Here is a 24,937-nt window from a genome sequence, read left to right as displayed (position 1 = left end):
GTCCGCGTCGCGGCTCAGTTGTCCGGCGACGGCGCAGGCGGCGCGGTCGGCGCCTGCGGCGTGGCCGGTGCCGGCGGAGGCGTACCGAAATCCACCGCCGGCGCTTCCGAGATCGCAGCCTCGTTCTCGACCGTGAAGTTGGGCTTTTCCTTCGCGCCGGTGAGCTTGGCGGTGATCAGCTGCGGGAACTGGCGGATGTAGGTGTTGTAGTCCTGCACGGCCTGGATGTAGCGGCCGCGCGCGACGGTGATGCGGTTCTCGGTGCCTTCCAGCTGCGCCTGCAGGTCGCGGAAGGACTGGTCGGATTTCAGATTGGGGTAGTTCTCGGTCACCACCAGCAGGCGCGACAGCGCGCTGGACAGTTCGCCCTGCGCCTGCTGGAACTGTTGCAGCGAGGCCGCATCGTCGGCGTTGACCTGGATCTGGCCGACGCGCGCACGCGCATTGGTCACGTCGGTCAGCACCTGGCGCTCCTGCTGCGCGTAGCCCTGCACGGTCTTGACCAGGTTGGGAATCAGGTCGGCGCGCCGCTTGTACTGGTTCAGTACTTCGGACCAGCCGGCTTTCACCGCTTCGTCCTTCTTCTGGATGGTGTTGTAGCCGCAGCCGGACAACAGCGCGACCAGCACGACGAGCAACCACAGACGCGACACCTGGCGCATGGCACGGCACTCCCTTTGACCGGCGCCGATTGCAGCACCTCGTCCGGCACGGCGCAAGCACCGCGCGGCCCGCATGCGGAGTTGTTACCTGCCAGTGAAAAAACGAAGGGCTCCCGATGGGAGCCCCTCGCGTTCGGTCCTGCCCGCTCGCCTACTCGCGCAGCATGCGCTGGCTGGCGCGCTTGCGCGCCCACAGGTTGAGGCACTCGACCAGGGCCGAGAAGCCCATCGCGCCGTACAGGTAGCCCTTCGGGATGTGCAGCTCGAAGCCATCGAGCAGCAGGTACGCGCCGACCGCCACGATGAAGGCCAGTGCCAGCATCTTGATGGTCGGATTGTTGTCGATGAACTGGCCCAGCGGCTTGGCCGCCAGCAGCATCACCATCACCGCCAGCAGGATGGCCGCCACCATCACCGGCGTGTGGTTGGCCATGCCGACCGCGGCGATCACCGAGTCCAGCGAGAACACGATGTCGATCACCGCGATCTGCGCGATCACGCCGGCGAACGACACCGCCGGCCGCGTGTGGACATCCTCCGAATCCGGTTCGCCCTTCACCAGTTCCAGGATTTCCTTGGTGCCCTTCACCAGCAGGAACAGGCCACCGATGATCAGCACCAGGTCGCGCACCGAGATGCCCTGGCCGAACAGGGTGAACAGGTCGGTGGTCAGGCCGGCCAGCCAGGCCAGCGTCAGCAGCAGCATGATGCGGGTGATGCACGCCACCGCGATGCCGAACTTGCGCGCGACTTCGCGTTGGTGCGGCGGCAGCTTGCTGACCGCGATGGAGATGAAGACCAGGTTGTCGATGCCCAGCACGATCTCGATCGCGCTCAACGTGATCAGCGTGATCCACACCTGCGGATCGGTAAGCAGTTCCATCATCGGGGAGTACCTTGGTTCAGATCAGGAGTCAGAGATAGCGGGGCGCGAGGATCAGGCCCCAGCACAGCAGGACGTTCATCATCAGCACGAAGACGGCGGCGGACCCCATGTCCTTCGCACGGCCGGCGAGTTCGTGGTGCTCGGGGCCGTAGCGCTCGATCACCGCCTCCACCGCGGAGTTCAGCAGCTCGGCCGCCAGCACAAGCAGGCAGCTGCCGATCATCAGCGCGCGTTCCAGGCCGCTCTCGCCCAGCCACAGCGCCAGCGGCGCCAGCACCACCAGCAGGTACACCTCCAGCCGGAACGAGGACTCGTGCATCCACGCCGCACGCAGGCCCTGCATCGACCACACGGTCGCCTTGAGGATGCGGCCGGGGCCGCGCGGGAGATGTCCGGTTTCGTCAGCCATGGGGCAGGTCGATGCGAAGGAGGCCCCGCATCGTCCCCGGCCAGCCAGGCGGAGCCGGGGCCGGCGGGAGGTGGGATCGGGTGGAACCGGCGCGGAGGGTGCGCCAAGGCGGCGATTTTGCCACAAGGCGCCCCCGGACCGCCCCGTCGCGGTTTGCATCGGCTGTCTCGGGCTGGTCCACTAGGGGTCGTTTCGACCCTCAGGGAGCCCTCGCGCGTGTCTCTCCGCACCCTCGTTCGCCCAGCCGTGTTCGGCGGCGCGCTGCTCGCCCTGCTGGCGGCCTGCGCCGGCCATCCGCCCGCCAAGACCTCCGTCCCCGCGCCAGCATCCGCTGGCGCCGCGCCGCGCGTCCCGGAGCAGGTCTCGAATGCGGCCTGGGACACCGACATGCGACGGTTTGCAGCGGAAGACGCGCAATCGCCGCCACCACGCGGCGGCGTGGTGTTCACCGGCAGTTCGTCGATTCGCCTGTGGGAGACCCTGGCGCAGGACTTCCCCGGCGTGCCGGTGATCAACCGCGGCTTCGGTGGTTCGGAACTGCGCGACAGCACGTGGTATGCGGACCGCACGATCGTGCCGTACGCACCGCGGCAGATCCTGATCTACGCCGGCGACAACGACATCCATTCGGGTCGCAGCCCGCAGCAGGTCCGCGCCGACTTCATCGCCTTCGTCGAACGCGTGCGCCGCGACCTTCCGCAGGCGAAGATCGCCTACATCAGCACCAAACCCAGCCCGTCGCGCGCGCACCTGCTGCCGGCGCAGCGCGAAGCCAACGCGCTGGTGCAGGCGGAAGCCAGGCGCCTGGGCGTGGACTACATCGACATCTTCACGCCCATGCTGGATGCCCGCGGACAGCCCGACGAGAGCCTGTTCGTCGAAGACCGCCTGCACATGAATGCCGCCGGCTATGCCATCTGGAAGCGGGTGATCGCTCCCTACCTCCAGTGATCCCGCCGCCGCGCCGATGCCTCAGCGCCGGCGCGGTGCACCCTCGTTCTGGTGCAGGCTCAGTACGTTGCCGTCCGGATCCAGGAAGTCCAGCGACAACCCGCCATCGGGCGATTCGCTGACCGGCACCACGATCTCCACGCCCTTGGCCGCCAGCGCTTCGGCGTGGTCGTCGATGCCGCCGTCGAGACTGAAGACGACCACCGGCGATTCGCCCGCGCGTGCGGGCCGCGGGATGAAGACCAGCGTCAGGTCGCCGACCTCGCCCATCGCCCACGGCCCGTCGTGGCCGTCCAGTGCGTCGATCGGCAGGCCCAGGGTGCCGCGATAGAAGTCCACCGACCGGGCCAGGTCGGAGACGAAGAACACGATGGCGCCTACCTTGCAGTGCGTGAGCATGGGATGTCCTCCTGTGTGATTCCCGTCCCTGGGTTGCCGCCGGAAGGCGATGTGTGAGCGCGGCCATCGATCAGGATCAGGTGACCGTCCGGATCGTGCGTGCCCAGCCCCTCGCCCGCCTGCATCGCGGCCTTCAGGGCGCGTCGCGTCAGGCCGAAGGGAAGGTCGGCGCTGCGCACGGGATCGCGGAGATAGGCCAACGCCAGGCTTTCGGCGCGCACCGACGGCGATTGCGCGGCCAGCGCCTTGCGGATGCGGGTCAGGCGCTGACGGAACGCGGTGTCGGGGATGCGCAGGATCCAGCGGATTTCGTCCGCCGACAGGCCGTGCAACGCCAGCACCGCCAGCCGGCGCGCCGACGGCGGCAGCGCGGCCAGCCAGGCCGGCGGTCGCAGCATGCGCGCTGACTCGTAGGAGTCGGGCGGCTCGAAGACGTCCTCCGCAGGCACCACGGCCAGCGCCTCGCGCCGTCGGCGCCGGGCGCCCGACCGTGCCGCCATCGCCGCCTGCCGGCGCAGCACGCCCGACAGCCACGGCATGTCGTGGCGGACGGCCAGCACGCCGGCCAGCAAGGTTTCCTGCACCAGGTCGTCCGCTTCGTCGGCGCGGCGGCACAGGCGAAGCGCCTGCGCGCGCAGGGCGCGGTGATCGGCCAGGGTCAATGCGGCGGCGTGCGCTTCCGGCGACGCAGGCACTCAGGTGTCCTGGTAGATGGCGGTGCCGCGCGTGCCATCGGGACGCACCCAGCCGCGGTACATGCCGCGCGTGTTGAGCACCAGCGACACATTGCCCTCGGTATCGACCGCGATGGCACCACCGTCGCCGCCATGCTGCGGCACTTCGCCTAGGATGACGTCCTCCACCGCGTCGCGCAGGCGATCGCCGCGATAGGCCACGCGGGCGGCGATGTCGTGGGCAGCCGCGTTGCGGATGTAGAACTCGCCCCAGCCGCTGCACGACACCGCGCAACGCGCGTCGGCCCAGGTCCCGGCACCGATCACCGGAGAATCGCCGACGCGCCCCCAGCGCTTGTTGGTCATGCCGCCGGTGGAGGTGGCCGCCGCGACATGCCCGCGGCTGTCCAGCGCCACCGCGCCGACCGTGCCGAAGTACCGGCCACGCAGATCGTCGTTGCCGTGCCAGGCCTGCTGCTCGCGCTGCTGCGCCTCGCGCAGCTGGGCGCGCCGGGGCTCGGTGGAGAACCAGCCATTCGGCACCCGCTCGATGCCGGGCTGCGTGTCGGCGAACTGCTCCGCGCCATCGCCGATCAGGAACACATGCGGCGAATCCTCCAGCACCCGACGCGCCAGCCGTACCGGATGGCGCACCGTCATCAGGCCCGCGACCGCCCCGGCACGGCGGTGGCGCCCGTCCATGATGGCGGCATCCAGCTCATGCCGGCCTTCGGCGGTGAACACGGCGCCGCGCCCGGCGTTGAAGAAAGGCGAGTCTTCGAGCACGGTCACCGCCGCTTCCACCGCGTCCAAGGCGCTGCCGCCGGTCGCCAGGATGGCGTGGCCCACGTCGAGCGCGCGTGCGAGGTCGGCATGGATCGCGGCCTCGACCCCGGGCACCAGACTGCCCTGTTCGATCACGCCGGCGCCTCCATGGATGGCCAGGGCAAGTGGCCGGCGGGACGTAGGCGAGCTCATGGCGCAGGTCCGGTGAGGCACGACGGGCGTCCAGCATACTCCCGCCGCCGCACCGCACCAGCCCCCGCCGACCGCCTACTGCGAGCGCAGCGCCTCGATCGGATCCAGTTGCGAGGCCTTGCGGGCCGGGTAGTAACCGAAGAACAGGCCGGTGGCGATCGAGAAGCCTGCGGCCAACCCGATCACCTGCCCGTTCAACGCCACCGGCAGCTCGCTGAACTGGCCGACCAGCAGCGCACCGGCCACGCCGATGACGATGCCCAGCACGCCACCGCCCAGCGACAGCAGCATGGCTTCGGCGAGGAACTGCCGTCGCACGTCGCCCGGTCCGGCGCCCACCGCCATGCGCAGTCCGATCTCGCGGATGCGTTCGGTCACCGACACCAGCATGATGTTCATGATGCCGATGCCGCCGACGATCAGCGAAATGGTGGCCACCGCGCCGAGCAACAGCGACATGAGCTTGGTGGTCGCAGTGCGGGTGGCGACGATCTCGGAAATGTTGCGCACGTTGAAGTCGTCCTCCTCGCCCGGCGCGATCTTGTGCCGCTGGCGCAGCAGCGCCTCGACTTCGCCCTGCACGTAGCTGAGGGCCTTGGGGTCGGCCACGGTCAGCGCCACCTGCATCACCGCGCCGGGCGGCAGGCCCATCGAGCCCAGCAGACGGCGTCGCGCGGTTTCCAGCGGCACCATCATCACGTCGTCCTGGTCCTGACCGAAGCCGCCCTGCCCCTTCGGCGCCAGCGTGCCCACCACGGTGAACGGCACGCGGCCCAGGCGCACGGTCTGGCCGATACCGCTGTCTTCGCCGAACAGCGTGCGCCGTACCGTGTCGCCCAGGATCACCACCTTGGCCGCACTGGAATAATCCTGCGCATCGAAGCCTTCACCGTTGGCGATCACCCAGCTGTTGATGTCGAAGAAGTCCGCCTGCACGCCCTGCCAGCTGGTCGACGCGTTGTTCTCCGCGAACACGATCTGGGTATTGCCGCGCAGGGCACCGGCCACGTACTGCACTTCCGGGATTTCGTTGCGGATCGCGTCCACGTCGCCTTCGTTGAGCGTGTAGAAGCTGCTGGAGCTCATCCGCACGCCACCGCCGCCGCGCCCGGCGCCGGGACTGATGTCCAGCCGCTGCGAGCCCAGGCCGGATACCAGCTTGTCGATCTCCGCCTGCGTGCCCTGCCCCACCGACACCATCACGATGACGGCGGCGATGCCGATGATCACGCCCAGCGAGGTCAGCGCGCTGCGCATCCAGTTGCCGCGCAGCGCGTGCAGGGCGGTGCGGAGGATGTCGGAGAATTTCATGGCAGAAGGCCGGGAGTGGGGAATCGGGATTCGGGATTCGCAGGCGCAAAGGCGCGCCGCATGAGCGGGAACAGCGCCGGCAGGAAAAGAGGACGGATCATGGGTGCGTTCCTCCGACTCCCGACTCCCGATTCCCGAACCCCGGCTCCTCGTGCAACTCACCATCGCGCATCACCAGCACGCGGTCGGCATGCGCAGCGACTTCGGCGTCGTGGGTGATCAGGATGACGGTGTGGCCGTCGTCGCGCAATCGCTTGAACAGCGCCAGGATCTCTTCGCCCGTCCTGCTGTCCAGCGCGCCGGTCGGTTCGTCGGCCAGCAGGATCGGCGGCTGGTTGATCAGCGCGCGTGCGATGGCCACGCGCTGCTGCTGTCCGCCGGAGAGTTCGTTGGGACGGTGGCCCGCGCGTTCGGCCAGGCCGACGGCGGCCAGCGCCTGGCGCGCGCGTTCGGCGCGTTCGCCGGGGGGCACCTGCGCATAGCCCAGCGGCATCGCCACGTTCTCCAGCGCGGTCATGCGCGGGAGCAGATGGAAGCCCTGGAACACGAAGCCGATCTTCTCCCGGCGCAGGATGGCCAGCTGTTCGGCGTCGAGCGTGGCCACGTCGATCCCGTCGCAGAAATAGGTGCCGTCGCTGGGCGTGTCCAGGCAGCCGATCAGGTTCATCAGCGTGGACTTGCCCGATCCGGATGGACCCATGATCGCGACGAAGTCGCCCCGGTCCACGCGCAGGTCCACCCCGCGCAGCGCGACCACTTCCGCCTCGGTGCCGGCGGAGTAGACCTTGCCCAGCGCGTGCGTCTGGATGACCGGCACGCGCTCGCCGGTGTTCACGGACGGCGTGCTCATTCCTTCGCGCGCTCGCCCACGACCACCACGTCGCCTTCCTTCACGGCGCCGGACACCTCGGTGCTGGTGCCGTCGCTGGCGCCCACGCGTACCTGCACCATCTCGGGCCTGCCGTCGACGAGCAGATAGATCGGCGCGCGCTTGGCGGCGAGCAGCGTGCGCAGTTCGCCATCCCAGCGCTGCTTCTGCGCCTCGTCCAGCGTGGCGCGGAACGGGGCGAAGTCCTGCTGCATGCGATCGGCCATGCGCTGGCGCATCTGCGCCTGCATCGCCCCGCCGCCACCGGCGTTGCCGCCGGACCGCGGACCGCCGCCCGGCCCGCCGAACATGCTGGCGCCGCCACGCTGCTGCGCCTGTGCCATGCGCGCGGCCTGGCGCTCGCGCAGCGCCGACATGGCCGTGTCGAACGCGGCCTGCTGCTCGGGCTTCAGTTGCAGGGAGGCGGCCACCCGCACCAGGTCGTCGCTGACGCCGCCGCCCCGGTTCTGTCCGGCCTGCGGCGCCGCCGGCGCCGACGCACCGGCCTGTTCGCCGGTCGGCTTGTAGCGCAGCGCGGCGTTGGACACCTTGAGGATGTCGTCGCGCTTGCTGACCTCGATCTCGGCGTTGACGGTCAGCCCGGGCAGCAGCGTGCCGTCGCTGTTGTCCACGCTGACCACCACCGGGTAAGTCACCACGTTGCTGGTGGTGGTGGCCGACAGGCGCACCTGCTGCACCTGTCCGCGGAACTGACGATCGGCGAACGCATCGACCGTGAACGAGACCGCCTGCCCGACCTTGACCTGGCCGATGTCGGCCTCGTCGACGGCCAGTTCGATCTTCATCTTCGACAGGTCTTCGGCGATGGTGAACAGTTCGGGTGCCTGCAGGCTGGCCGCCACGGTCTGGCCGGGTTCGATCGTGCGGGTCAGCACCACGCCGTCCACCGGCGAGCGGATCACGGTGCGGTCCAGGTTGACGCGGGTGGTCTGGGTGGACGCCGTCTGCTGGCGGATCGACGCCTGCGCGGCGTTGACCTGCGCACGCGCCTGGTCGCGTGCCGCGCGGGCCAGGTCGACGTCGCTCTGCGCGACCAGTTGCTGACGGCCCAGGCCGGCCTTGCGGGTGTAGTCGATCTCGGCATTGGCCAGGGTGGCCTGCGCCTGCCGCAGGTTGGCCTGCGCGCTGGCGATCTGCGCATTGCCCTGCTCGATCTGCGCCTCGTAGGTGCTCGGATCGATGCGCGCCAGCACTTGGCCCTTCTTGACTTCGCTGTTGTAGTCGACCAGCACGTCGGTGACCTGACCGGAGATCTGGCTACCCACGGTGACCGTGGAGATGGCGCTGAGGGTGCCGGTCGCCGAAATGGCCACGCGGATGTCGCCGCGCTCGATGGTGGCGCTGCGGTAGGCGCTTTCCGCGCCATCGCTCTTGCGCGCGGTCCAGTACCACGCGCCGGCGCCGAGCAGGGCGACGATCGCGACCCCGAGCAGGATCTTGGGCAGAGGTGGGTTCTTGCGGGGGGCGGAGCGTGCTGGCTGGCTCATGCAGTGAGTCGGCTCGGAGGGTGGGGAGTCGGGAACGGGAACGCGCCGGGGGCCGGCGCGTTGACAGCCCGTGGTACGGGTCAGGTGCCGTTATGGATTACGGAACGAAGCGGATCGTCGCGGTGGTGCCGCGTCCCAGTTCGCTCTCCAGCTCGATCTTCCAGCCGAAGCGGTCGCAGAGGCGGCTGACGATGGACAGGCCCAGGCCGCTGCCCTGCGGGCGCGACGGATCGGCACGGTAGAAGGGCTCGAACACCCGCTGCATCGATTCGGCGGCCATGCCGATGCCGGTGTCGCGCACGACCACGCGGTCCGGTTCCAGCAGCACGTCGATGCGGCCGCGGTCGGTATAGGTGCAGGCATTGCGCAGCAGGTTGCTGACGACCACCTGGAACACCCGCGGCGGCGCATGCAGGCGCGGACGCGCATGCAGGGTGACCTCCAGGTCCACCGGCTTGTTGAGCAGCAGCGTGCGCGCGTTCTCGGCCTCGTCCATGACGATGTCGGCGACGTCGAAGTCCTCGCTCTGCGGCTCCACTTCGGCTTCGCGCGCCAGGATCAGGAAAGCATCGATCACTGCCTCCATGTCGCGCCCGGCGCGCTGGATGCGCTGCAGCGCACGCGCCACGCGCGGTGGCGAATCTTCGGCCATGCCCATGTCGGTGGCCACGCGGATGACGGTCAGCGGCGTGCGCAGTTCGTGGCTGGCGTCGCGGGTGAAGTCGCGTTCGCGCGCCACGTGCGCGGTGACGCGCTGGGCCAGTCCGTGCAGTGCCGCGGCCAGCTGGCGCGCCTCGCCCTGCACCTCGCTCGGCAGCCGGTCGGCGGCCAGTCCACTGACGTCGGGGTGGCGCGGGTCCCATTCGGACACCTGCCGCGCCAGCCAGCTGACCGGCGACACCAGCCGCTTCGATGCGCGATAGGTCAGCCAGGACACCAGGTAGATGGCCACCAGGGTCATGATGATCGGCACCGTGCCGAAGTAGAACGCCAGCCGCTCGGCCTGCGAGCGCAGGAACACCAGGTAAAGACGGCCTTCGGGCTGTTCGTCCACCAGCACCAGCAGATCGTCGTCCTTCAGTTCGTGGAACCCCGGCCCGAGCGCGCGCAGGTTCTCCGGCAGCACCAGGTTGGAATGCCCCTTGACCACCAGGTAGCCGCGCAGGTTGTGCGTGTTCGGCGGCGGCTGCGCGGTACTGGCGCTGTAGAGCTCCCAGAAATGCGCGGCTTCTTCCTGCAGCGCGGTGTTCATCAGGCTGTGCTTGATGACCGCCGAGATCAGGTACACGCCCAGCACGATGGCCAGGCTGACCATCACGGCCTGCAGGATGAAGGCGATCCTGAGTTTTCGGGGGAGGCCCTGGCGCATGCGGAGTCGTCGGGCGACGGCGGAGGTCTGCCGCGCGCCGACCGCCGGGTCAGCCGATGTCGGCGATGCGGTAGCCGGCGCTCTGCACGGTGTGCAGCAGTGGCTTGTCGAACGGCTTGTCGATCACCTTGCGCAGGTTGTACAGGTGGCTGCGCAGGGTGTCCGAATCCGGCAGGCCGTTGCCCCAGATCTCGCGCTCGATCTCCTGCCGGGTCACCACGCGCGGCGACTCGCGCATCAGGATGGTCAGCAGCCGAAGGCCGATCGGCGACAGCATCAGTTCGGTACCGCCGCGGGTGGCGCGCATGCTGACCGGGTCCAGCACCAGGTCCGCGACCTTCAGCACTTCGGCACCGACCTGGCGGCGCTCGCGGCGGATCAATGCACGCAGGCGGGCCTCCAGTTCCTGGATCGCGAAAGGCTTGGTCAGGTAATCGTCGGCGCCGGAGCTCAGGCCGGTCAGCTTGTCGTCCAGCGTGTCGCGTGCGGTCAGCATCAGCACGGGCGTCGACTTGCGGGCCTCGGTCCGCAGCCGCTTGCAGACTTCCATGCCGTCCAGGCGCGGCAGCATCAGGTCGAGCACCAGCACGTCGTAGCTGTTCTCCACCGCCAGCCGGTAACCGTCCAGGCCGTCGGTGGCGTAGTCGACTTCGAAGCCGCGGCCTTCCAGATATTCCCCGATCATCTCGGAAATGTTGCGGTTGTCTTCCACCACCAGCACCAGACCCGCGGTTTCCTGACTGTGTCGCATGACAACTCCTTGAGAGGCTTCAGGTTTGTGAAACTACCGGGGCACCGGTAGACACCGCGTGAAGATGGCCTTTCCATTCAGCCGGCAGTTGGCATTACGCTTCGCCCTCCTCCCCCGACGACCCCGCCATGATCGACCGCGTCCTGCCCCTGTTCCTGCTGCTGGCCTCCAACGTCTTCATGACGTTCGCCTGGTACGGCCATCTGAAGTACAAATCGGCGCCGCTGCTCACGGTGATCCTGACCAGCTGGGGCATCGCCTTTTTCGAGTACATGCTGATGGTGCCGGCCAACCGCATGGGCAGCGCGGTCTACTCGGTGGTGCAGCTCAAGACCATCCAGGAAATCCTGACCCTGCTGGTCTTCGCCGGCTTCAGTACCTGGTACCTGGGCCAGCCGCTGAAATGGAACCACTATGCGGCCTTCGCGCTGATCGTGGGCGCGGCGTTCCTGATGTTCTACGAGCCGTAGCCTGCGCCGTGCGCACGGCGGGTTCCGACATATCGTGGTCGTGCGCATGGCGCACGCTACCTAGAACCGGATCTTTCCGGTCAGGATGTCCTTGAACATCACCCAGTCGCCGGCGAAGGAATAGAACGGGTGCTTGAAGGTGGCGGGCCGGTTCTTCTCGAAGAAGAAGTGGCCCACCCAGGCGAAGCCGTAGCCGCAGAACAGCGCGGCCAGCAGCCACCAGGCGTTGCGCTCGACGATGGCCAGCACCAGCAGCGCGAGCACGCCGCAGCTGCCGACGAAATGCAGGCGGCGCGAGATGCGGTTGCTGTGTTCGGCGAGGTAGAACGGGTAGAACTCGCGGAAGCTGGCGAAGCGGCTCATGTCCCCTCCCACCGGGTCAGGCGGCGCGTGGCGCGAACATGATCACCGCCATGCCGGCCAGGCACAAGCCGGCACCCAGCAGGTCCCAGCGCGTCGGCTTCACCGCGTCCACGGCCCACAGCCAGAAAATCGCCATGGTGACGTAGACGCCGCCGTACGCGGCGTACACGCGGCCGGACGCAGTGGGATGCAGCGTCAGCAACCACGCGAACAGCGCCAGGCTGGCGGCCGCCGGCAGCAGCAGCCACACGCTGCCGCCCTTGCGCAGCCACAGGTAGGGCAGATAGCAGCCGACGATCTCGGCCAGCGCGGTGACGAGGAACAGCAGCAGGGTCTTCATGCCGACAGCGTAGGGCGGGCCTCGGCCCGCCGCCAGCCCTGGGGTTCCGGCAACGCAACACGTCCGCCGATGCGACCGCTGCCGTCTTCGCACGCGAATCACCGCGACGGTTCGGTTCGATGTGGCAAGTCGCTGGGTTCCCGCCTTCGCGGGAATGACGGTCCAACGGTGGTCGGGCAGGACAACCGCCAACCCCCGTAGAGCGGAGCTTGCTCCGCTGCGTGCGCCCTCCCTGCCAGGATCGCCGCGACGGCGAGGCCGAGAAGGCTGTCGCTACGTGCCTTCGCCTTGCTTCACCCGCATCCACAGCGCTTCCTGCTGCGCCAGCGTCAGCGCGGACATCGTGGTGCCGTCGGCGGTGGCAAGCGCCTCCATCGCGCGGAAGCGACGCTCGAACTTCAGGTTGGCCCGGCGCAGCGCGCCACCCACGTCGACTTTGGCGTGCCGCGCCAGGTTGGCGGCGACGAACAGCAGGTCGCCGATCTCGTCCTCCAGCCGCGCATCGCGCTCGGGCGAAGGAGCGGCGGCGAGTTCCACGCGCACCTCGTCGATCTCCTCGTGCAGCTTGTCGATCACCGGTCCGGTGTCGGGCCAGTCGAAGCCGACCCGCGCCGCGCGCGACTGCAGTTTCACCGCGCGCTGCCACTCCGGCAGGCCGCGCGAGATGCCGGCGAGTGCGGACGTATCGTCTTCGCCCGCGGCCTTGCGTTCGGCGGCCTTGATCGCGTCCCAGTTGGCGGTCTGCGCCTGCGCATCGGCGAACGAGGCAACCGGTCCCGAGCCCGTCGAAGGACCGAACACATGCGGGTGACGCCGCACCATCTTGTCGCAGATCGCCTCGACGACGTCGCCGAACGCGAAGGCGCCCTGCTCCTGCGCCATCTGTGCATGGAAGACGACCTGCAGCAGCAGGTCGCCCAGCTCATCCTTCAACGCCGGCAGGTCGCCACGGTCGATCGCGTCGGCGACCTCGTAGGCTTCCTCCACCGTATAGGGTGCGATGGTGGAGAAGTCCTGCTCCAGGTCCCACGGGCAGCCGCCGTCGGGATCGCGCAGGCGGGCCATGATGGCCAGCAGCCGCGCGATGCCGCCGTCAGGCGATGCGGGCGCGTCCATGGTCGTCGTCATGCGCGCGCGCCAGCCACGTACGCCACGGCAGCGTCATGTCGCCCAGCGCCACGAAATCGCCGTTGAGCAGCGTCTCGCGACGGTTGTAGCGGAACGCGCGACCGTCCGGCGCCAGCAGCGCGCCGCCGGCGGCTTCCAGCACGCACTGCGCGGCGGCGGTATCCCACTCGCTGGTGGGGCCGAAGCGCGGATAGACATCGAGCGCGCCTTCGGCGATGCGGCAGAACTTCAGCGAGGAACCGAGCGACACCTCTTCGATATCGCCCATGCCATCGAGGAAGGCCTGCGTGCGCACATCGCGATGCGAGCGGCTGGCCGCGACCTTCAGCGTGCCGGTGGCCGGCGCGCGCGTACGGATCTGCGCATCCACCTCGCCGACGCGGCGGTAGGCGTTGCGGCCCTGGCGCGCGTGCCAGGTCTCGCCGGTCACCGGCGCGTGGACCACGCCGAAGATGGGCTCGTTCTGCTCGATCAGCGCGATGTTGACGGTGAACTCGCCGTTGCGCTTGATGAACTCGCGCGTGCCGTCCAGCGGGTCCACCAGCCAGTAGGTCGGCCACTGGCTGCGTTCGGACCACGGGATGTCGGCGGCTTCCTCCGACAGCACAGGCCACTGCGGGGTCAGCCGGCGCAGGCCGTCGGCGATGACCCGGTGGGCCGCCATGTCGGCGGCGGTGAGCGGACTGTCGTCGCTCTTGCGTTGCACGTCGAAGGCGTTCTCGTACACCGCCATGATGGCGAGGCCCGCTTCGCGGGCGATGACGATGACGGCTTCGTGCAGGTCCGCGGTCATTCGACTCATGTCCGCGCGTTCAACCATTCGCGGGCGATGAACAGCGCCGCCAGCGAACGGCCTTCCGAAAAATCCTCGCGCAGCATCAGCTGGTCGAGGTCTTGCAACTTCCAGGGCACTACTTCCAACTCCTCGGGTTCATCCCCCGGCAGGCGCTCGGGGTACAGGTCTCTTGCCACCACCAGCCAGGACTGGTGGCTCATGTAGGTGGGCGCCAGGGTCAGGGCGCGAAGCACGTCCAGGCGGCGCGCGCCGAAGCCGGCTTCTTCCTTCAGTTCGCGGTCGGCGGCCTGCTCGGGCGTCTCGCCGGCGTCGATGCGGCCCTTCACCAGGCCCAGTTCGTAGCGGTGCATGCCGGCGGCGTACTCGCGCACCAGCAGTACGGTGTCCTCGTCCTGCATCGGCACCACGACCACCGCGCCATGGCCCTGAGAGCGCAGGCGATGGTAGCGGCGACGCTCGCCGTTGCTGAATTCAAGGTCGAGCTCCTCGACGTGGCGGTCCGGCCCGTCGGCGCGCTGGGTGATCCCGTGGATGGTGGGCAGGCGGCTCATGCGGCGGAGCGGCGTCCGCGCGCGCCACGCGGGGCGTGGCGACGGCAAGGGGCGGCGCCCGATATCATGGAGGGATGCGACAACAGGATCATCAGAAGGGAATGCTAGCAGAGGCGGACGACTGGCGTGCCCGCGATCTGTCCGTGCTGTGGCATCCCTGCACGCAGATGCGTGAGCACCCGCACACCTTGCCGCTGGTGCCGATCGCCCGTGGCGAGGGTGCGTGGCTGGTCGGTCACGATGGCACACGGTATCTCGACGCCGTCAGCAGCTGGTGGACCAACCTGTTCGGCCATGCGGAACCACGCATCGGCGCGGCCATCGCCGCGCAGGCGCAGTCGCTGGAGCAGGTGATGCTGGCCGGCTTCACCCATGCGCCGGCGGTGGAACTGGCCGAGCGGCTGCTGGCGGTGGCGCCGCGGCAGGCGGGGCGCGCGCCGCTGGCCAAGGTGTTCTACGCGGACAACGGCTCGGCGGGCGTGGAGGTGGCGCTGAAGATGGCGTTCCACTGGTTCCACAACCGCGGCGAGCACACGCGGACGAAATTCATCGCGCTGGAGAACGGCTACCACGGCGAAACGCTGGGGGCGCTGGCCGTCGGCGACATCCCGCTGTACCGGCGGGTGTATGCGCCGCTGCTGACCGAAGCGCTGTTCGCGCCCTCGCCGGACGCCTATCTGGCCCGGGACGGCGAATCGCCGTCCGAATGCGCGCATCGCGCCGCCGATGCACTGGCCGCGATGCTGGACGAGCATGCGGGGGAAATCTGCGCGGTGATCGTCGAGCCGCGCGTGCAATGCGCCGGCGGCATGCGCATGCACCACGCCGACTACCTCACCCGCGTGCGCGAGCTGTGCGACGCCAGCGGCGCGTTCCTGATCGCCGACGAGATCGCGGTCGGCTTCGGTCGCACCGGCACGCTGTTCGCCAGTGAGCAGAGCGGCGTGATGCCGGACCTGCTGTGCCTGTCGAAGGGCCTGACGGGCGGCTTCCTGCCGCTGGCGGCGGTGCTGGCGACGCAGGCGATCTATGATGGCTTCCTCGACGATTCGCGCGAACGCGCCTTCCTGCATTCGCACAGCTATACCGGCAATCCGCTGGCCTGCGCGGCCGCGCTGGCATCGCTGGACCTCTTCCGCGACGGCGATGTGCTGGCGCGCAACCGTGCGACCGCGCGCACGATGGCGGCATTGGCGGAACCGCTGGCCGCGCATCGCCACGTCGCCGACGTTCGCCAGGCCGGCATGATGCTGGCATTCGAACTGACCCGCGATGGCGACAAGGCCACGCCCTTCCCCGCGACCGCGCGCATCGGCCTGAAGGCCTACCGCGCGGCGCTGGCCCGCGGCGTGGTGCTGCGCCCGCTTGGCGACGTGCTGTACTGGATGCCGCCCTACTGCGTGGACGACGACGCGTTGCAGTTGCTCGCCGACGTCACCCGCCACGCCATCGACGAGGCCACCGCATGCGCCTGACTCGCTGCCATGTCGACACCTCTCTGACCGTAGGCGCATCGCTCGCCCTGCCCGAGACCGCCGCCAATCACCTCGCCCGTGTGCTGCGGCTGCGTGAAGGCGATGCCTGCGTGTTGTTCAACGGCGATGGCCACGACTACGACGCGCGCATCACCGCCGTCGGCAAGCGCGGCGTGCAGGCCGAGATCATGGCGGCGCGCAGCGTCGACAACGAATCGCCCCTGCATGTCACCCTGCTGCAGGGTGTGGCACGCGGCGAGAAGATGGACCTGATCCTGCAGAAGGCGACCGAACTGGGCGTCGCCGCGATCGTCCCGGTGATGGCCGAGCGCACCGAAGTGAAGCTGGATGCCGAGCGCACGGCAAAGCGCGTGGCGCACTGGTGCAGCGTCATCGCGTCGGCCTGCGAACAGAGCGGGCGCGCGCGCCTGCCTGTGCTGTCGGCGCCCGCTGCGCTGGCCGATGCCGCGCGCATCGTGGATGCCGACGCGACGAAGCTGACGCTCGATCCGGTCGGCGAGGTATCGCTGGCCACGGTGAACGTCGCCGCGGGCAAGGTGGTGGTGGCGATCGGACCCGAGGGCGGCTGGTCGCCGCGCGACCGCGAAGCGTTGTCTGCCGTCGGGTTCACCGGCCTCCGGCTGGGCCCGCGCATCCTGCGTACCGAAACCGCCGGACTCGCGGCCATCGCCGCGCTGCAGTCGAGATTCGGCGACCTGTAGGGCAGGCTCACGTCCGCCATCGCAAGGCGTCAGACGCAGATCGCGAGAAGGTGGGCCAAGGCCCACCCTACGAAGGTCGACAGGCGTTCGCCCGCCCGACACCATTTTGTCGGCGCGCTTCCCTTCTCCGCGTGCTACGAGAGACGGTGCCGAAGGCGGATGAGGGGCGCGTTTCCACCCGTACGCGCGATGCCGTTCGAATCCGCCATCTCAAGGCGTCAGGCGTGCCGTTCGCATGTCGACAGCGCCAATCGCAGATCGCGAAAAGGTGGGCCAAGGCCCACCCTACGAAAGGTCATGCCGCGTCGATCATCGCGTCGCCCATCGTCGTCCGGCGCGTCCCAGACCGTAGGGCGGGCTCAAGCCCGCCAGCGCACGGCACGGGTCTGCGGCGCCGCGGACCGAGGCATCTGCATGATCTGCGGAGGTGGGCGCAGGCCCACCTCATGAAGCGTCAGGCCGCGCGGGCCAGCGCCTCGTCGATCATCGTTTCGACCACTTCCAGGTCGGGGAGCACGGCAGCTTCGTCGCCCAGCAGCACGCGGACTTTCACGCCGACGGGGAGATCCTCCTCGGTCGCGTCGGCGAGCAGGCCGTCGCGCGGCACCGAAACCAGGCGCGGGAAGGACGGTGTGAGCAGGGCGAAGTACGGGCGATCCTTGTCGCCGCTCAGCGCCTTCAGCACCACGATCTTGCTGTTCAGCGCGACCGGGTCGTTGGCGTTGCCGGTCAGGCGGCCGAACGCGACCAGCGGCACCGGCCAGCCGTGCCAGTCGATCCGGCCGGGCAGCCAGTCGGGCATGTCCGCGACCGGCTCGACCGGTGCGCGCGTCAGCACTTCGGCGACGGTGGCGTTGGGCAGCAGCAGGCGGTATTCGCCGGCCTGGATCAGGACGCCGCGGATTTCGTCGTTGGAATGGGCCATCGTGTGTTCCTCAGAACCAGCGGTCGGTCAGGCGCTGCGCGATCTGCGCGGGCGAGCCGAGTTCGGCGCCACGCGCGGCGAGCGCCTTGGGTGCGGCGGGGTCGTAGCAGCCTTCCTGCGACTGGCCCATGACCAGCGCGCCGGCATCGCCGAGCGCAGCCGTGGCATCGACCAGTGCGCTGTCGCTGCCGCTCAGCAGCAACACGGCGCTATCGGCCGGTGGCAGCTGCGGAATGACCGTGTGGATCACCGCGCCGGGGCGGAAGCCGACGGTACCGTCATCGACGAACGGCACCACGTCGCCGGGCAGCACGTAGACGTGTCCGGGATCGGCACCCTTGCCGGCTTCGGCCAGCAGTACCGGCATGTGCGCCACGCGCTCCATCTGTCGGACCAGGTTATCGTAACGGCCGCCATCCAGGCGCAGGTGCACCATCACCGGCTTGGGAAAGCCGGTCGGCAGATCGGCCAGCAGCTTGCGCACGGCATCCGGACCGCCGATGCCCGCGAACACCAGCACGGCACCCTGCGGGCGCGCCGACGCCGCCACGCCACCGCCTTCCAGCGGCTCCAGCGACAGCGAGGAAAGATCGAAGCTCGCCTTGGCCGCAGCGGGCAGCGGCGGCGGCTCGGCGACCGCCGGGGCGGCGGGGAGCGGCGGCGGGATCGATTCGGCCGGCGCCGACGCCGAGCGCAGCCACGCATCGGCATCGATCACCTGGTCTTCCGCCGCGCGCGGCTGGAAACCGCCGGTATAGGCGAAGTCGTCGCTGGGCAGTTCCAGCGCCATGCCGGCCACCGATTGCAGGTAGTCGGAGACCTGTTCGCCTTCGTGCAGCTGCGCCGGCGTCACCGGCAGGCCGGGTTCCAGCTGCAGGCCCACATCCTCTTCGCGGCCCGGCGGCAGCACGTCGCGATGGCCGTGCAGCTTGGCGGCCAGGTGGCGCGCCCAGCGCTGGGCATCCCACCCTTCGCGGCGCGCGGCCAGGTCGGCCTCGTCGAAGATCACCGCCACCGCGGGATCGTGCAGCACGCGGTCGAAGCGCTCCAGGCTGTCCTCGATGGCCGGCTCCAGCGCCACCAGCACCACCTGCGGCGCGCTGTGGCCGAGGGTGTCGGCATCGAGCGTGTTCGGGTCGTCTTCCAGCACGATCTCGGCGCCGGCCTCATGCAGCGCCACGCGCAGGCGCTCGCGCGCCTGGCCCGGGCGCGCCAGCAGGGCAACGCGTTTGGCTTCACTCACGGACACGGGCGATTCCCAGCAGGTCGTACACGTTGCGCATCAGGTCCAGCTCCTGGTACGGCTTGCCCAGGTAACGCTGCACGCCGATGTCGAAGGCGCGCTGGCGGTGCTTGTCGCCGGTACGCGAGGTGATCATCACGATCGGCACATCCTTGAAGCGCGGATCGGCCTTCATCGCCGTGGCCAGCTCGTAACCGTCCATGCGCGGCATCTCGATGTCGAGCAGCATCAGGTCGGGCACGCGCTCTTCCAGTTTCTCCAGCGCCTCGACGCCGTCGCGCGCGGCGCTGACCTCGAAGTTGTGGCGTTCCAGCACGCGGCTGGTCACCTTGCGCATGGTCAGCGAGTCGTCGACCACCATCACCAGCGGCACGCGGCGCTGTTCCACCGCCGGGGCCTGCTGGGTCGGTTCCTGCGGCTGCGCCAGGTGGCGGCGCACCAGCGGCGCGGCGTCCAGGATCACCACGACGCTGCCGTCGCCGGTGATGGTGGCGCCGTAGATGCCGGGGATCGAGGAAATCTGCGGACCGACCGGCTTGACCACGATCTCGCGGTTGCCGAGCACCTGATCCACCGCCACCGCGGCGCGCAGGTCGCCCGAGCGCACCAGCAACAGCGGCACCTGCGGCTGGCCTTCGGCCTTGGCGGCACCCTGGCCGACCAGGTGACCGAGGTTGTACAGCGGATAGTCTTCGCCGGCGTAGTGATAGCTGCCCGCGCCGGCGCTGAAGCGGGCGTGGCTGATGCGGCCGATGCCGCTGACCGCCGCCACCGGCACCGCGAACTGCGTCTCGCCGATCTGCACGAACACCGCCTGGCTGACCGCCAGCGTCTGCGGCAGGCGCAGGGTGAAGGTCGCGCCCTTGCCCGGGACGGAGTTGATCTCCAGGGAACCACCCAACTGGCGCACTTCGTTGTAGACCACGTCCATGCCCACGCCGCGGCCGGCCAGCTGGCTGACCTTGTCGGCGGTGCTGAAGCCGGGCTCCAGGATCAGGCGGTCCAGCGCGCTGTCCGGCAGCACGGCGCCGGGCTGCAGCAGGCCGCGCTGTTCGGCACGCCTGCGGATGGCGTCCCGGTTCAGGCCGGCGCCGTCGTCGGTCACCTCCAGCACCATTTCCGAGCCTTCGCGGCGCAACGCGACGTGCACGGTGCCCTCTTCCGGTTTGCCGGCCTTGCGGCGTTCCTTCGGCGTTTCCAGACCGTGCGCGACCGAGTTGCGCAGCAGGTGCTCCAGCGGCGCGGTCATGCGGTCCAGCACGTTGCGGTCCATTTCGCCGTGCGTACCGGAGAACTGCAGGCTCACCTGCTTGTGGGTCTCGGTGGCGGCCTGGCGCAGCACGCGGCGCAGGCGCGGCACGATGCCCTCGAACGGCAGCATGCGCGCACGCATCAGGCCGTCCTGAAGCTCCGAGCTGACGCGCGACTGCTGCTGCAGCAGGCTGTCGTACTGGCGTGCGAGGTCGTCCAGCACACCCTGCAGGCCGCTGATGTCGGCGGCCGACTCGGCCAGTGCGCGGCTGAGCTGCTGCAGCGTGGAGAAGCGGTCCAGTTCCAGCGGATCGAAGGTCGGATCCTGCTTGTCGTGCTCGCGCTGGTAACGGGCGACGATCTGCGCCTCCGTTTCCAGGTCGAGACGACGCAGCTGGTCGTGCATACGGATGTTGGTGCGGTCGAGTTCCGCCATCGCGCCGCGGAACGCGCCCAGCTGCTGTTCGAGGCGGGCGCGGTAGATCGCGACTTCGCCGGCGTTGTTGACCAGGCGGTCGAGCAGGTCGGCGCGGACGCGCACCTGTTCCTGCTGGCCGACCGGGAAGAACTCCTCTTCGACAGGCGCGGTCGCCGCGTCGGTGTCGATCGGCGCCGACAGCGGCGCGAGTTCGACCGGTGCGGCGGGCGCGTCGCTGGCGGCGGGCGCGGCAGGCAGCTCGATACCACGGGCGTGCGCGTTGAACTCGGCGATCATGCCATCCGGAATGACGACGGCGCGGCGCGCGGTGACGCGGGCCAGCTGCGCGTGCAGCGCATCGAAGCCCCGCTCCAGCAGCTGGATCGCGCGACGGTCGAGCTCGGTACGCTGGCCGGCGATCGACTCCAGCATCGATTCGATCGCGTGGCCGAGGTCGCCGACGGCGTGGATACCCGCCATGCGCGCGCCGCCCTTCAGCGTGTGCAGGTCGCGCTGCAGGCTGGTGATCAGTGCGCGGTCTTCCGGCGTTTCACGCAGCTTGGCGATCAGGTCGTCCGAGTGGTCGAGCAGGTCGTTGCCTTCCTCGATGAAGATCTCGACCAGGTCCAGGTCCAGCCCGGTGACGTCGAGCGCGTCTTCCGGCTCCGGCATGTCGGCGGGTGCACTGGTCACGGCAGACTCCTCGACTTCGACGGAGGCAACGGCTTCGACGTCCTGCGACGCGGTTTCTTCCGCATCCGCGGCATCCACGGCGCCGGTAGTGTCCGCGGCGTCGAGGACGGACGCGTCCGGCGCAGCCGCTTCGACGACGATCTCGTCATCGGACGGGGAAACGTCGGCGGTGGCGTCAACGGTATTGTCGGATCCGGCGTCGGCCTGCGATGCGTCGTCCGCGACGGCGAACGTCGTGGCCTCGTCGGCAGGCGCTTCGTCTTCCACGGTTTCCGTCGGCGTCTCGAGGGTGGCCGCGGCATCGCGGCCGGCGACATCGCCCTCGAAGGCGATCGCTTCGATCTCGTCGGCGGCGTCCGCCTGCGCTTCTTCCGCAGTGGTGTCGGTTGCGTCCACGGCTACCGGCTCGTCCGCAGCGGCGATGTCGTCGACCACGGACACGCCTTCTTCGACGACCGTCCCGTCGGTGTCGGCCGGCGTCGCGGCATCGGCTTCGACGAGGAACGCGGGCAGGTCGCCATCGACCAGCAGCGCGTCGTCTTCGGCGACGGAGACCGTGTCGTCGGTGGCCTGGACGGAAACGTCCGCCTCGACAGGCTCGGCCGTCTCTTCGGCGGCCGTCGAAAGGGCGTCGTCCTGATCGGCCATGCCGGCATCGGCATCGGCACCGGCGTCGACATCGATGTGGACGGTGGCGATGTCTTCAGCGGCGACCTCTTCCACGGGAACCGGCGAATCGGCATCGCGCGCTTCTTCGCCTGACGAAGCGGCAACGCCCGCCTCGGGTGCCGAGGTGCGCGGCGTGATGCGGTAATCGATGTCGTAGAAGGTGACGCTGCGATCCACCGATGCCGGAGTTTCCGGTACGACGGGCGCGTCGGCCGGGCCGACGGTGGCGTCCGAGGCGCTGGCGGTCTCGTCGACCGGCGACGTCGCGGCCTCGGCCGGGCCGGTCTCCGCAACGGGCGTGATGGCGTCGAACCCGCCGGCGCCGTTGGCCGCCTCGGCATCGAGGTAGGCCGACAGATCCATCGCCAACAGCTCGACGTCGGACGGACCGACCGGCGGGGCGATCGGCGTCTGGCCGACATAGGTGCCCTGGCGGGTGTCGTCGACGATCTGCGCGCCATGGCGCACGTCGGGCAGACTGTCGCCCAGCGCGCGCAGTTGGCCCGCGAGTGCGGCAAACACGGGAATGCGCGGCGACGGGGCCTGCAGGGCCGCCACGCTGCGACGGATCGCCTGCGCGGTGTCGGCCAGGGCGGCGACGCCTTCCGGCGTGGGCGTCTCGCCCGCGGCGAGCAGGCGCTTGACGTACTGCTCGGCCGGCGAGGTGACGTGGGTGATCTCCGGCACGTCGGCCATCGCCAGCGCGCCGTTCATCGTGTGGATCGCGCGCAGCAGTTCTTCGGTGACCGGCGTGGCGTCGACCTGGGCCTTCTGCAGCCAGTGGTCGACGGTGTCGAGGTGGTTGTCGACCTCGGCTTCCAGGATCTCGCGCAGCACCGCATCGACGGACGCCGGCGTGCCTTCGGCTTCCGGCTCGAACACGGCCGGGGCGTCGTCGACGAACGACACCGGTGCGGCGGACACGGGCGCGACGACATCGGCCTCCTCGTCCAGCACGACCGGTTCGGCGCTGTAGTACGCGTCCTCGCCCGCCGCCAGGCGGTCGGCGATGTCCTGCAGGCCGGGCAGGTCGGCGGTGACGCTGCCCTGCCCGCGCAGCGCGGCGTTGAGCTGCGGCAGCGTCTCGCAGGCCTGCTCCAGCAGGACTTCGACGGCATGGCTGGGCGCGCGCGTGCGGTCGAGCACGCGGTTGAGCATGTTCTCGACCTTCCAGCTGAACTCGCCGAGGGTCTTGGCGCCGACCAGGCGGCCACTGCCCTTCAGCGTGTGGAACACGCGGCGGATCGGCCGCAGGCGCTCCAGGTCTTCGGTGTTGCTGCGCCAGGCCGGCAGCAGCTGGCGCAGGTTGACGATCTCCTCGTCGAACTCCTCGAGGAACACCTCGCGGATGTCGTCGTCGATGTCGGTGCTGTCGCCATCGAAGCCGCCGACGACGGCGGACGGCACGGCCGCTGCTGCGGCGGCGATCTCGTGACGGAGGTCGGGCAGCACGTCGGATTCGACCACGGGCGCCGGCGTCGGGACCGTCTCCGGCACATCGATCGCGGCGTTGTCGTCGGCCGGCGCATCGATCGCGTGATCGTCCACGTCGGCCGGGAACTCGAACGCGGGCGGCGGGGCCACGGCGGCCGCCGGCGTGTCGAGGCCGTCTTCTTCGAAGCCGACCGGATCGAACGGGTTCGCGGCCGCGCTGGGCGGCGCCGGGGCCGCGTCGAGCGGCTCCAGCGACAGCGCGCCGAACGACACGGGTGCGGGCGCCTCGGCCACGGGCTCGACAGACGGGGCGCCCGACGCGTCGGCAACCGGCGCGTCGGCGGCAGGTGCCTGTGCGATCGGCGCTTCGGCGACCGGTGTCGGCGCGGCAACCGGCGCCTCGACGACGGGCACGGCCACGGGCGCGACGGCCTCCGCCGGCAGCGGCCAGTAGCGCAGCGTCTCCAGGCTGCCGCGGGTGATCTCGAGGATGTCCTCGCGATTGGGGCGCCGCTCGCGCAGCGCTTCCAGGTAGTACTCCAGGCTGGCCATCGCGTCGGCCAGGGTGTCGAGCTGCTGTCCGCCCGGCACGCGCTTCTTGCCGATCAGTTCGCCGCTGACGTAGCGCTTCACGCCGACCACGTAGTCGCCGGCCTGGCCGAGCTCGAGCATGCGCAGGGCGCCGGCCACTTCGTCCAGCAGGCGCGGCACGTCCGCCAGTTCGGCGTGATCCCAGTTGGTCTCGATGAAGGCGACGAAGCGCTCGCGCGCGCCGGCGAAGTTGATGATGGCTTCCTGCGCAAGGATCTCGACCGTGCGCTGCGACTCGGCGGCGCTCGGATCCGGCGCGGCGTCGCCGCCGCTGCCCAGGCGTGCGACCTGGTCGTCGAGCGATGCATCGACGTACAGCAGCGCGCCGGCCACGTCCAGCAGCGTGCCCTCGTCCGCCGGCCGCGTGCCGGCGACCACCTCGCGCAGCGTGTCGCGCTGCTGCATCACCACGTCGCGCGCCACGCCCAGGCCCATCATGCCGAGGGTATCGGCGACGTTGCCCAGTTCGGTGACCTGCGACTCCAGTTCGGCCGAATCGCTGCCCGTGCGCAGGTGCAGGTCCAGCGCATCCTTCACCCGCAGCAGTTCTTCCTTGACCGCATTGCCGACGGTGTCGAGCAGTTCACGGTTGCGCCCGCTGAGGCTGCTGCGCGCGTGGTCGATCTCGGCTTCGCTCGGCGCCGCGTCGTCGCAACTGCCCGGCGGGAACAGCATGCTTTCGTTGAGGCCCGGCGCACCGCGCGCGGCACGGATCTCGTTGAGCAGCGGCAGCAGCACGATCGGGATGTCGCGATGGCCTTCCTGCAGGCGCTCCAGGTAGTCCGGCAACAGCACCGCGCCGCGCATGAGCGTGGCGCAGGCTTCGTCGCGGTCGCCCGCGCCGCCGTCCTGCAACGCCTTGGCGAGCAGTTCGAGCTCTTCGGCGACCATCGCCGGCGCATACAGTTCGACCATGCGCAGCGTGCCCTGCACCTGGTGCAGGTAACCGGCGCAGAACCGCATGCGGCTGGTGTCGGCGGGCGCTTCGACGAAGGCTTCGATCTCCTGGCGGACCAGGCGCAGCGTCTCGTCCAGTTCGGGCTTCACCCAGCCGAGCACGGCGTGGCTCATGGCTTCGCGCAGCGCACTCATGGGCGTGCTC

At 69.7% G+C, this 24,937-nt stretch carries 23 protein-coding genes; 4 read left to right on the top strand and 19 right to left on the bottom strand.

Translation table 11 applies throughout. The features are described from left to right. Positions 1–14 precede the first annotated feature (14 nt). From VGN58_RS03940 to VGN58_RS03930, 3 genes are all read right to left on the bottom strand, one after another. The gene (locus VGN58_RS03940) at positions 15–662 is read right to left on the bottom strand and encodes a LemA family protein (RefSeq protein ID WP_327481827.1); all 648 of its coding nucleotides are present in this window, start codon (positions 660–662) and stop codon (positions 15–17) included. Positions 663–813: 151 nt separating this feature from the next. Continuing rightward, the gene (locus VGN58_RS03935) at positions 814–1,548 is read right to left on the bottom strand and encodes a TerC family protein (protein ID WP_327481825.1); all 735 of its coding nucleotides are present in this window, start codon (positions 1,546–1,548) and stop codon (positions 814–816) included. 28 nt (positions 1,549–1,576) lie between these two features. Further along, positions 1,577–1,957, bottom strand: a complete 381-nt coding sequence (locus VGN58_RS03930; protein ID WP_327481823.1) for a diacylglycerol kinase — start codon at positions 1,955–1,957, stop codon at positions 1,577–1,579. Between the two features lie 216 nt (positions 1,958–2,173). Here VGN58_RS03930 and VGN58_RS03925 point away from each other — a divergent pair, with 216 nt between their 5' ends. Beyond that, positions 2,174–2,908, top strand: coding sequence for an SGNH/GDSL hydrolase family protein (locus VGN58_RS03925; RefSeq protein WP_327481821.1), 735 nt, complete (start codon positions 2,174–2,176; stop codon positions 2,906–2,908). Positions 2,909–2,929: 21 nt separating this feature from the next. On the opposite strand, the gene VGN58_RS03920 is transcribed toward VGN58_RS03925, so the two are convergent. The 8 genes from VGN58_RS03920 to VGN58_RS03885 all read right to left on the bottom strand — a co-directional run bounded on the left by VGN58_RS03920 (position 2,930) and on the right by VGN58_RS03885 (position 10,766). Next, positions 2,930–3,307 carry a VOC family protein gene (locus VGN58_RS03920; RefSeq protein ID WP_327481819.1) on the bottom strand — a complete coding sequence of 126 codons (378 nt, stop codon included), beginning with the start codon at positions 3,305–3,307 and terminating at the stop codon, positions 2,930–2,932. Continuing rightward, positions 3,286–4,002: a hypothetical protein gene (locus VGN58_RS03915; protein WP_327481817.1), complete on the bottom strand. Its 717-nt coding sequence runs from the start codon at positions 4,000–4,002 to the stop codon at positions 3,286–3,288. The genes VGN58_RS03920 and VGN58_RS03915 overlap by 22 nt, the downstream gene beginning before the upstream one ends. Beyond that, positions 4,003–4,959, bottom strand: coding sequence for an isoaspartyl peptidase/L-asparaginase (locus tag VGN58_RS03910; RefSeq protein ID WP_327481815.1), 957 nt, complete (start codon positions 4,957–4,959; stop codon positions 4,003–4,005). Between the two features lie 75 nt (positions 4,960–5,034). Beyond that, complete coding sequence (locus VGN58_RS03905; RefSeq protein ID WP_327481813.1) at positions 5,035–6,270, bottom strand: ABC transporter permease; 1,236 nt, start codon at positions 6,268–6,270, stop codon at positions 5,035–5,037. Between the two features lie 97 nt (positions 6,271–6,367). Next, on the bottom strand, positions 6,368–7,120 hold the full coding sequence (locus VGN58_RS03900; RefSeq protein ID WP_327481811.1) for an ABC transporter ATP-binding protein: 753 nt from the start codon (positions 7,118–7,120) through the stop codon (positions 6,368–6,370). After that, positions 7,117–8,646 (bottom strand): efflux RND transporter periplasmic adaptor subunit, encoded by a 1,530-nt coding sequence (locus VGN58_RS03895; RefSeq protein ID WP_327481809.1) that lies wholly within the window; start codon positions 8,644–8,646, stop codon positions 7,117–7,119. Before VGN58_RS03895 ends, VGN58_RS03900 begins: the two co-directional genes overlap by 4 nt. A gap of 97 nt (positions 8,647–8,743) precedes the next feature. Then, positions 8,744–10,015, bottom strand: coding sequence for a HAMP domain-containing sensor histidine kinase (locus tag VGN58_RS03890; RefSeq protein ID WP_327481807.1), 1,272 nt, complete (start codon positions 10,013–10,015; stop codon positions 8,744–8,746). Positions 10,016–10,064: 49 nt separating this feature from the next. Next, positions 10,065–10,766 (bottom strand): response regulator transcription factor, encoded by a 702-nt coding sequence (locus VGN58_RS03885; protein ID WP_055940490.1) that lies wholly within the window; start codon positions 10,764–10,766, stop codon positions 10,065–10,067. Positions 10,767–10,894: 128 nt separating this feature from the next. Here VGN58_RS03885 and VGN58_RS03880 point away from each other — a divergent pair, with 128 nt between their 5' ends. Beyond that, positions 10,895–11,236, top strand: a complete 342-nt coding sequence (locus tag VGN58_RS03880) for a DMT family protein (RefSeq protein ID WP_327481804.1) — start codon at positions 10,895–10,897, stop codon at positions 11,234–11,236. A gap of 60 nt (positions 11,237–11,296) precedes the next feature. On the opposite strand, the gene VGN58_RS03875 is transcribed toward VGN58_RS03880, so the two are convergent. The 5 genes from VGN58_RS03875 to nudE all read right to left on the bottom strand — a co-directional run bounded on the left by VGN58_RS03875 (position 11,297) and on the right by nudE (position 14,414). Further along, on the bottom strand, positions 11,297–11,599 hold the full coding sequence (locus VGN58_RS03875; RefSeq protein ID WP_327481802.1) for a DUF962 domain-containing protein: 303 nt from the start codon (positions 11,597–11,599) through the stop codon (positions 11,297–11,299). Positions 11,600–11,615: 16 nt separating this feature from the next. Next, complete coding sequence (locus VGN58_RS03870; protein ID WP_327481801.1) at positions 11,616–11,939, bottom strand: YnfA family protein; 324 nt, start codon at positions 11,937–11,939, stop codon at positions 11,616–11,618. 273 nt (positions 11,940–12,212) lie between these two features. Then, entirely contained in the window at positions 12,213–13,055 is an 843-nt protein-coding gene (gene mazG / locus VGN58_RS03865; protein ID WP_327482074.1) for a nucleoside triphosphate pyrophosphohydrolase, read from the bottom strand. Then, positions 13,033–13,869: a 3'(2'),5'-bisphosphate nucleotidase CysQ gene (cysQ, locus tag VGN58_RS03860; RefSeq protein WP_327481799.1), complete on the bottom strand. Its 837-nt coding sequence runs from the start codon at positions 13,867–13,869 to the stop codon at positions 13,033–13,035. The genes mazG and cysQ overlap by 23 nt, the downstream gene beginning before the upstream one ends. Then, entirely contained in the window at positions 13,866–14,414 is a 549-nt protein-coding gene (nudE, locus tag VGN58_RS03855; protein ID WP_327481797.1) for an ADP compounds hydrolase NudE, read from the bottom strand. The genes cysQ and nudE overlap by 4 nt, the downstream gene beginning before the upstream one ends. 101 nt (positions 14,415–14,515) lie before the next feature. Here nudE and bioA point away from each other — a divergent pair, with 101 nt between their 5' ends. Continuing rightward, positions 14,516–15,889, top strand: a complete 1,374-nt coding sequence (bioA, locus tag VGN58_RS03850; protein ID WP_414710736.1) for an adenosylmethionine--8-amino-7-oxononanoate transaminase — start codon at positions 14,516–14,518, stop codon at positions 15,887–15,889. Next, the gene (locus VGN58_RS03845; protein ID WP_327481793.1) at positions 15,880–16,611 is read left to right on the top strand and encodes a 16S rRNA (uracil(1498)-N(3))-methyltransferase; all 732 of its coding nucleotides are present in this window, start codon (positions 15,880–15,882) and stop codon (positions 16,609–16,611) included. Before bioA ends, VGN58_RS03845 begins: the two co-directional genes overlap by 10 nt. Positions 16,612–17,065: 454 nt before the next feature. Here the strand turns inward: VGN58_RS03845 and VGN58_RS03840 are convergent, their stop codons facing one another. From VGN58_RS03840 to VGN58_RS03830, 3 genes are read right to left on the bottom strand one after another with little or no spacing between them, the layout of a single operon-like run. Next, positions 17,066–17,536, bottom strand: a complete 471-nt coding sequence (locus tag VGN58_RS03840; RefSeq protein ID WP_327481791.1) for a chemotaxis protein CheW — start codon at positions 17,534–17,536, stop codon at positions 17,066–17,068. A gap of 10 nt (positions 17,537–17,546) precedes the next feature. Further along, positions 17,547–18,779, bottom strand: a complete 1,233-nt coding sequence (locus VGN58_RS03835) for a chemotaxis protein CheB (protein WP_327481789.1) — start codon at positions 18,777–18,779, stop codon at positions 17,547–17,549. Further along, positions 18,772–24,927 (bottom strand): Hpt domain-containing protein, encoded by a 6,156-nt coding sequence (locus VGN58_RS03830; protein ID WP_327481787.1) that lies wholly within the window; start codon positions 24,925–24,927, stop codon positions 18,772–18,774. The genes VGN58_RS03835 and VGN58_RS03830 overlap by 8 nt, the downstream gene beginning before the upstream one ends. Positions 24,928–24,937 lie beyond the last annotated feature (10 nt).

The sequence above is a fragment of the Pseudoxanthomonas sp. genome (assembly GCF_035999195.1).
Classification (GTDB): domain Bacteria; phylum Pseudomonadota; class Gammaproteobacteria; order Xanthomonadales; family Xanthomonadaceae; genus Pseudoxanthomonas_A.
This window is presented reverse-complemented; position numbering and strand designations above follow the sequence as displayed.

Bases quoted from the DNA above. Each gene is read 5' to 3' on its own strand.
- VGN58_RS03940 (WP_327481827.1), bottom strand. From the start codon at position 662: ATGCGCCAGGTGTCGCGTCTGTGGTTGCTCGTCGTGCTGGTCGCGCTG.
- VGN58_RS03935 (WP_327481825.1), bottom strand. From the start codon at position 1,548: ATGATGGAACTGCTTACCGATCCGCAGGTGTGGATCACGCTGATCACG.
- VGN58_RS03930 (WP_327481823.1), bottom strand. From the start codon at position 1,957: ATGGCTGACGAAACCGGACATCTCCCGCGCGGCCCCGGCCGCATCCTC.
- VGN58_RS03920 (WP_327481819.1), bottom strand. From the start codon at position 3,307: ATGCTCACGCACTGCAAGGTAGGCGCCATCGTGTTCTTCGTCTCCGAC.
- VGN58_RS03910 (WP_327481815.1), bottom strand. From the start codon at position 4,959: ATGAGCTCGCCTACGTCCCGCCGGCCACTTGCCCTGGCCATCCATGGA.
- VGN58_RS03905 (WP_327481813.1), bottom strand. From the start codon at position 6,270: ATGAAATTCTCCGACATCCTCCGCACCGCCCTGCACGCGCTGCGCGGC.
- VGN58_RS03900 (WP_327481811.1), bottom strand. From the start codon at position 7,120: ATGAGCACGCCGTCCGTGAACACCGGCGAGCGCGTGCCGGTCATCCAG.
- VGN58_RS03895 (WP_327481809.1), bottom strand. From the start codon at position 8,646: ATGAGCCAGCCAGCACGCTCCGCCCCCCGCAAGAACCCACCTCTGCCC.
- VGN58_RS03890 (WP_327481807.1), bottom strand. From the start codon at position 10,015: ATGCGCCAGGGCCTCCCCCGAAAACTCAGGATCGCCTTCATCCTGCAG.
- VGN58_RS03885 (WP_055940490.1), bottom strand. From the start codon at position 10,766: ATGCGACACAGTCAGGAAACCGCGGGTCTGGTGCTGGTGGTGGAAGAC.
- VGN58_RS03880 (WP_327481804.1), top strand. From the start codon at position 10,895: ATGATCGACCGCGTCCTGCCCCTGTTCCTGCTGCTGGCCTCCAACGTC.
- VGN58_RS03875 (WP_327481802.1), bottom strand. From the start codon at position 11,599: ATGAGCCGCTTCGCCAGCTTCCGCGAGTTCTACCCGTTCTACCTCGCC.
- VGN58_RS03870 (WP_327481801.1), bottom strand. From the start codon at position 11,939: ATGAAGACCCTGCTGCTGTTCCTCGTCACCGCGCTGGCCGAGATCGTC.
- mazG (WP_327482074.1), bottom strand. From the start codon at position 13,055: ATGGACGCGCCCGCATCGCCTGACGGCGGCATCGCGCGGCTGCTGGCC.
- cysQ (WP_327481799.1), bottom strand. From the start codon at position 13,869: ATGAGTCGAATGACCGCGGACCTGCACGAAGCCGTCATCGTCATCGCC.
- nudE (WP_327481797.1), bottom strand. From the start codon at position 14,414: ATGAGCCGCCTGCCCACCATCCACGGGATCACCCAGCGCGCCGACGGG.
- bioA (WP_414710736.1), top strand. From the start codon at position 14,516: ATGCTAGCAGAGGCGGACGACTGGCGTGCCCGCGATCTGTCCGTGCTG.
- VGN58_RS03845 (WP_327481793.1), top strand. From the start codon at position 15,880: ATGCGCCTGACTCGCTGCCATGTCGACACCTCTCTGACCGTAGGCGCA.
- VGN58_RS03840 (WP_327481791.1), bottom strand. From the start codon at position 17,536: ATGGCCCATTCCAACGACGAAATCCGCGGCGTCCTGATCCAGGCCGGC.
- VGN58_RS03830 (WP_327481787.1), bottom strand. From the start codon at position 24,927: ATGAGTGCGCTGCGCGAAGCCATGAGCCACGCCGTGCTCGGCTGGGTG.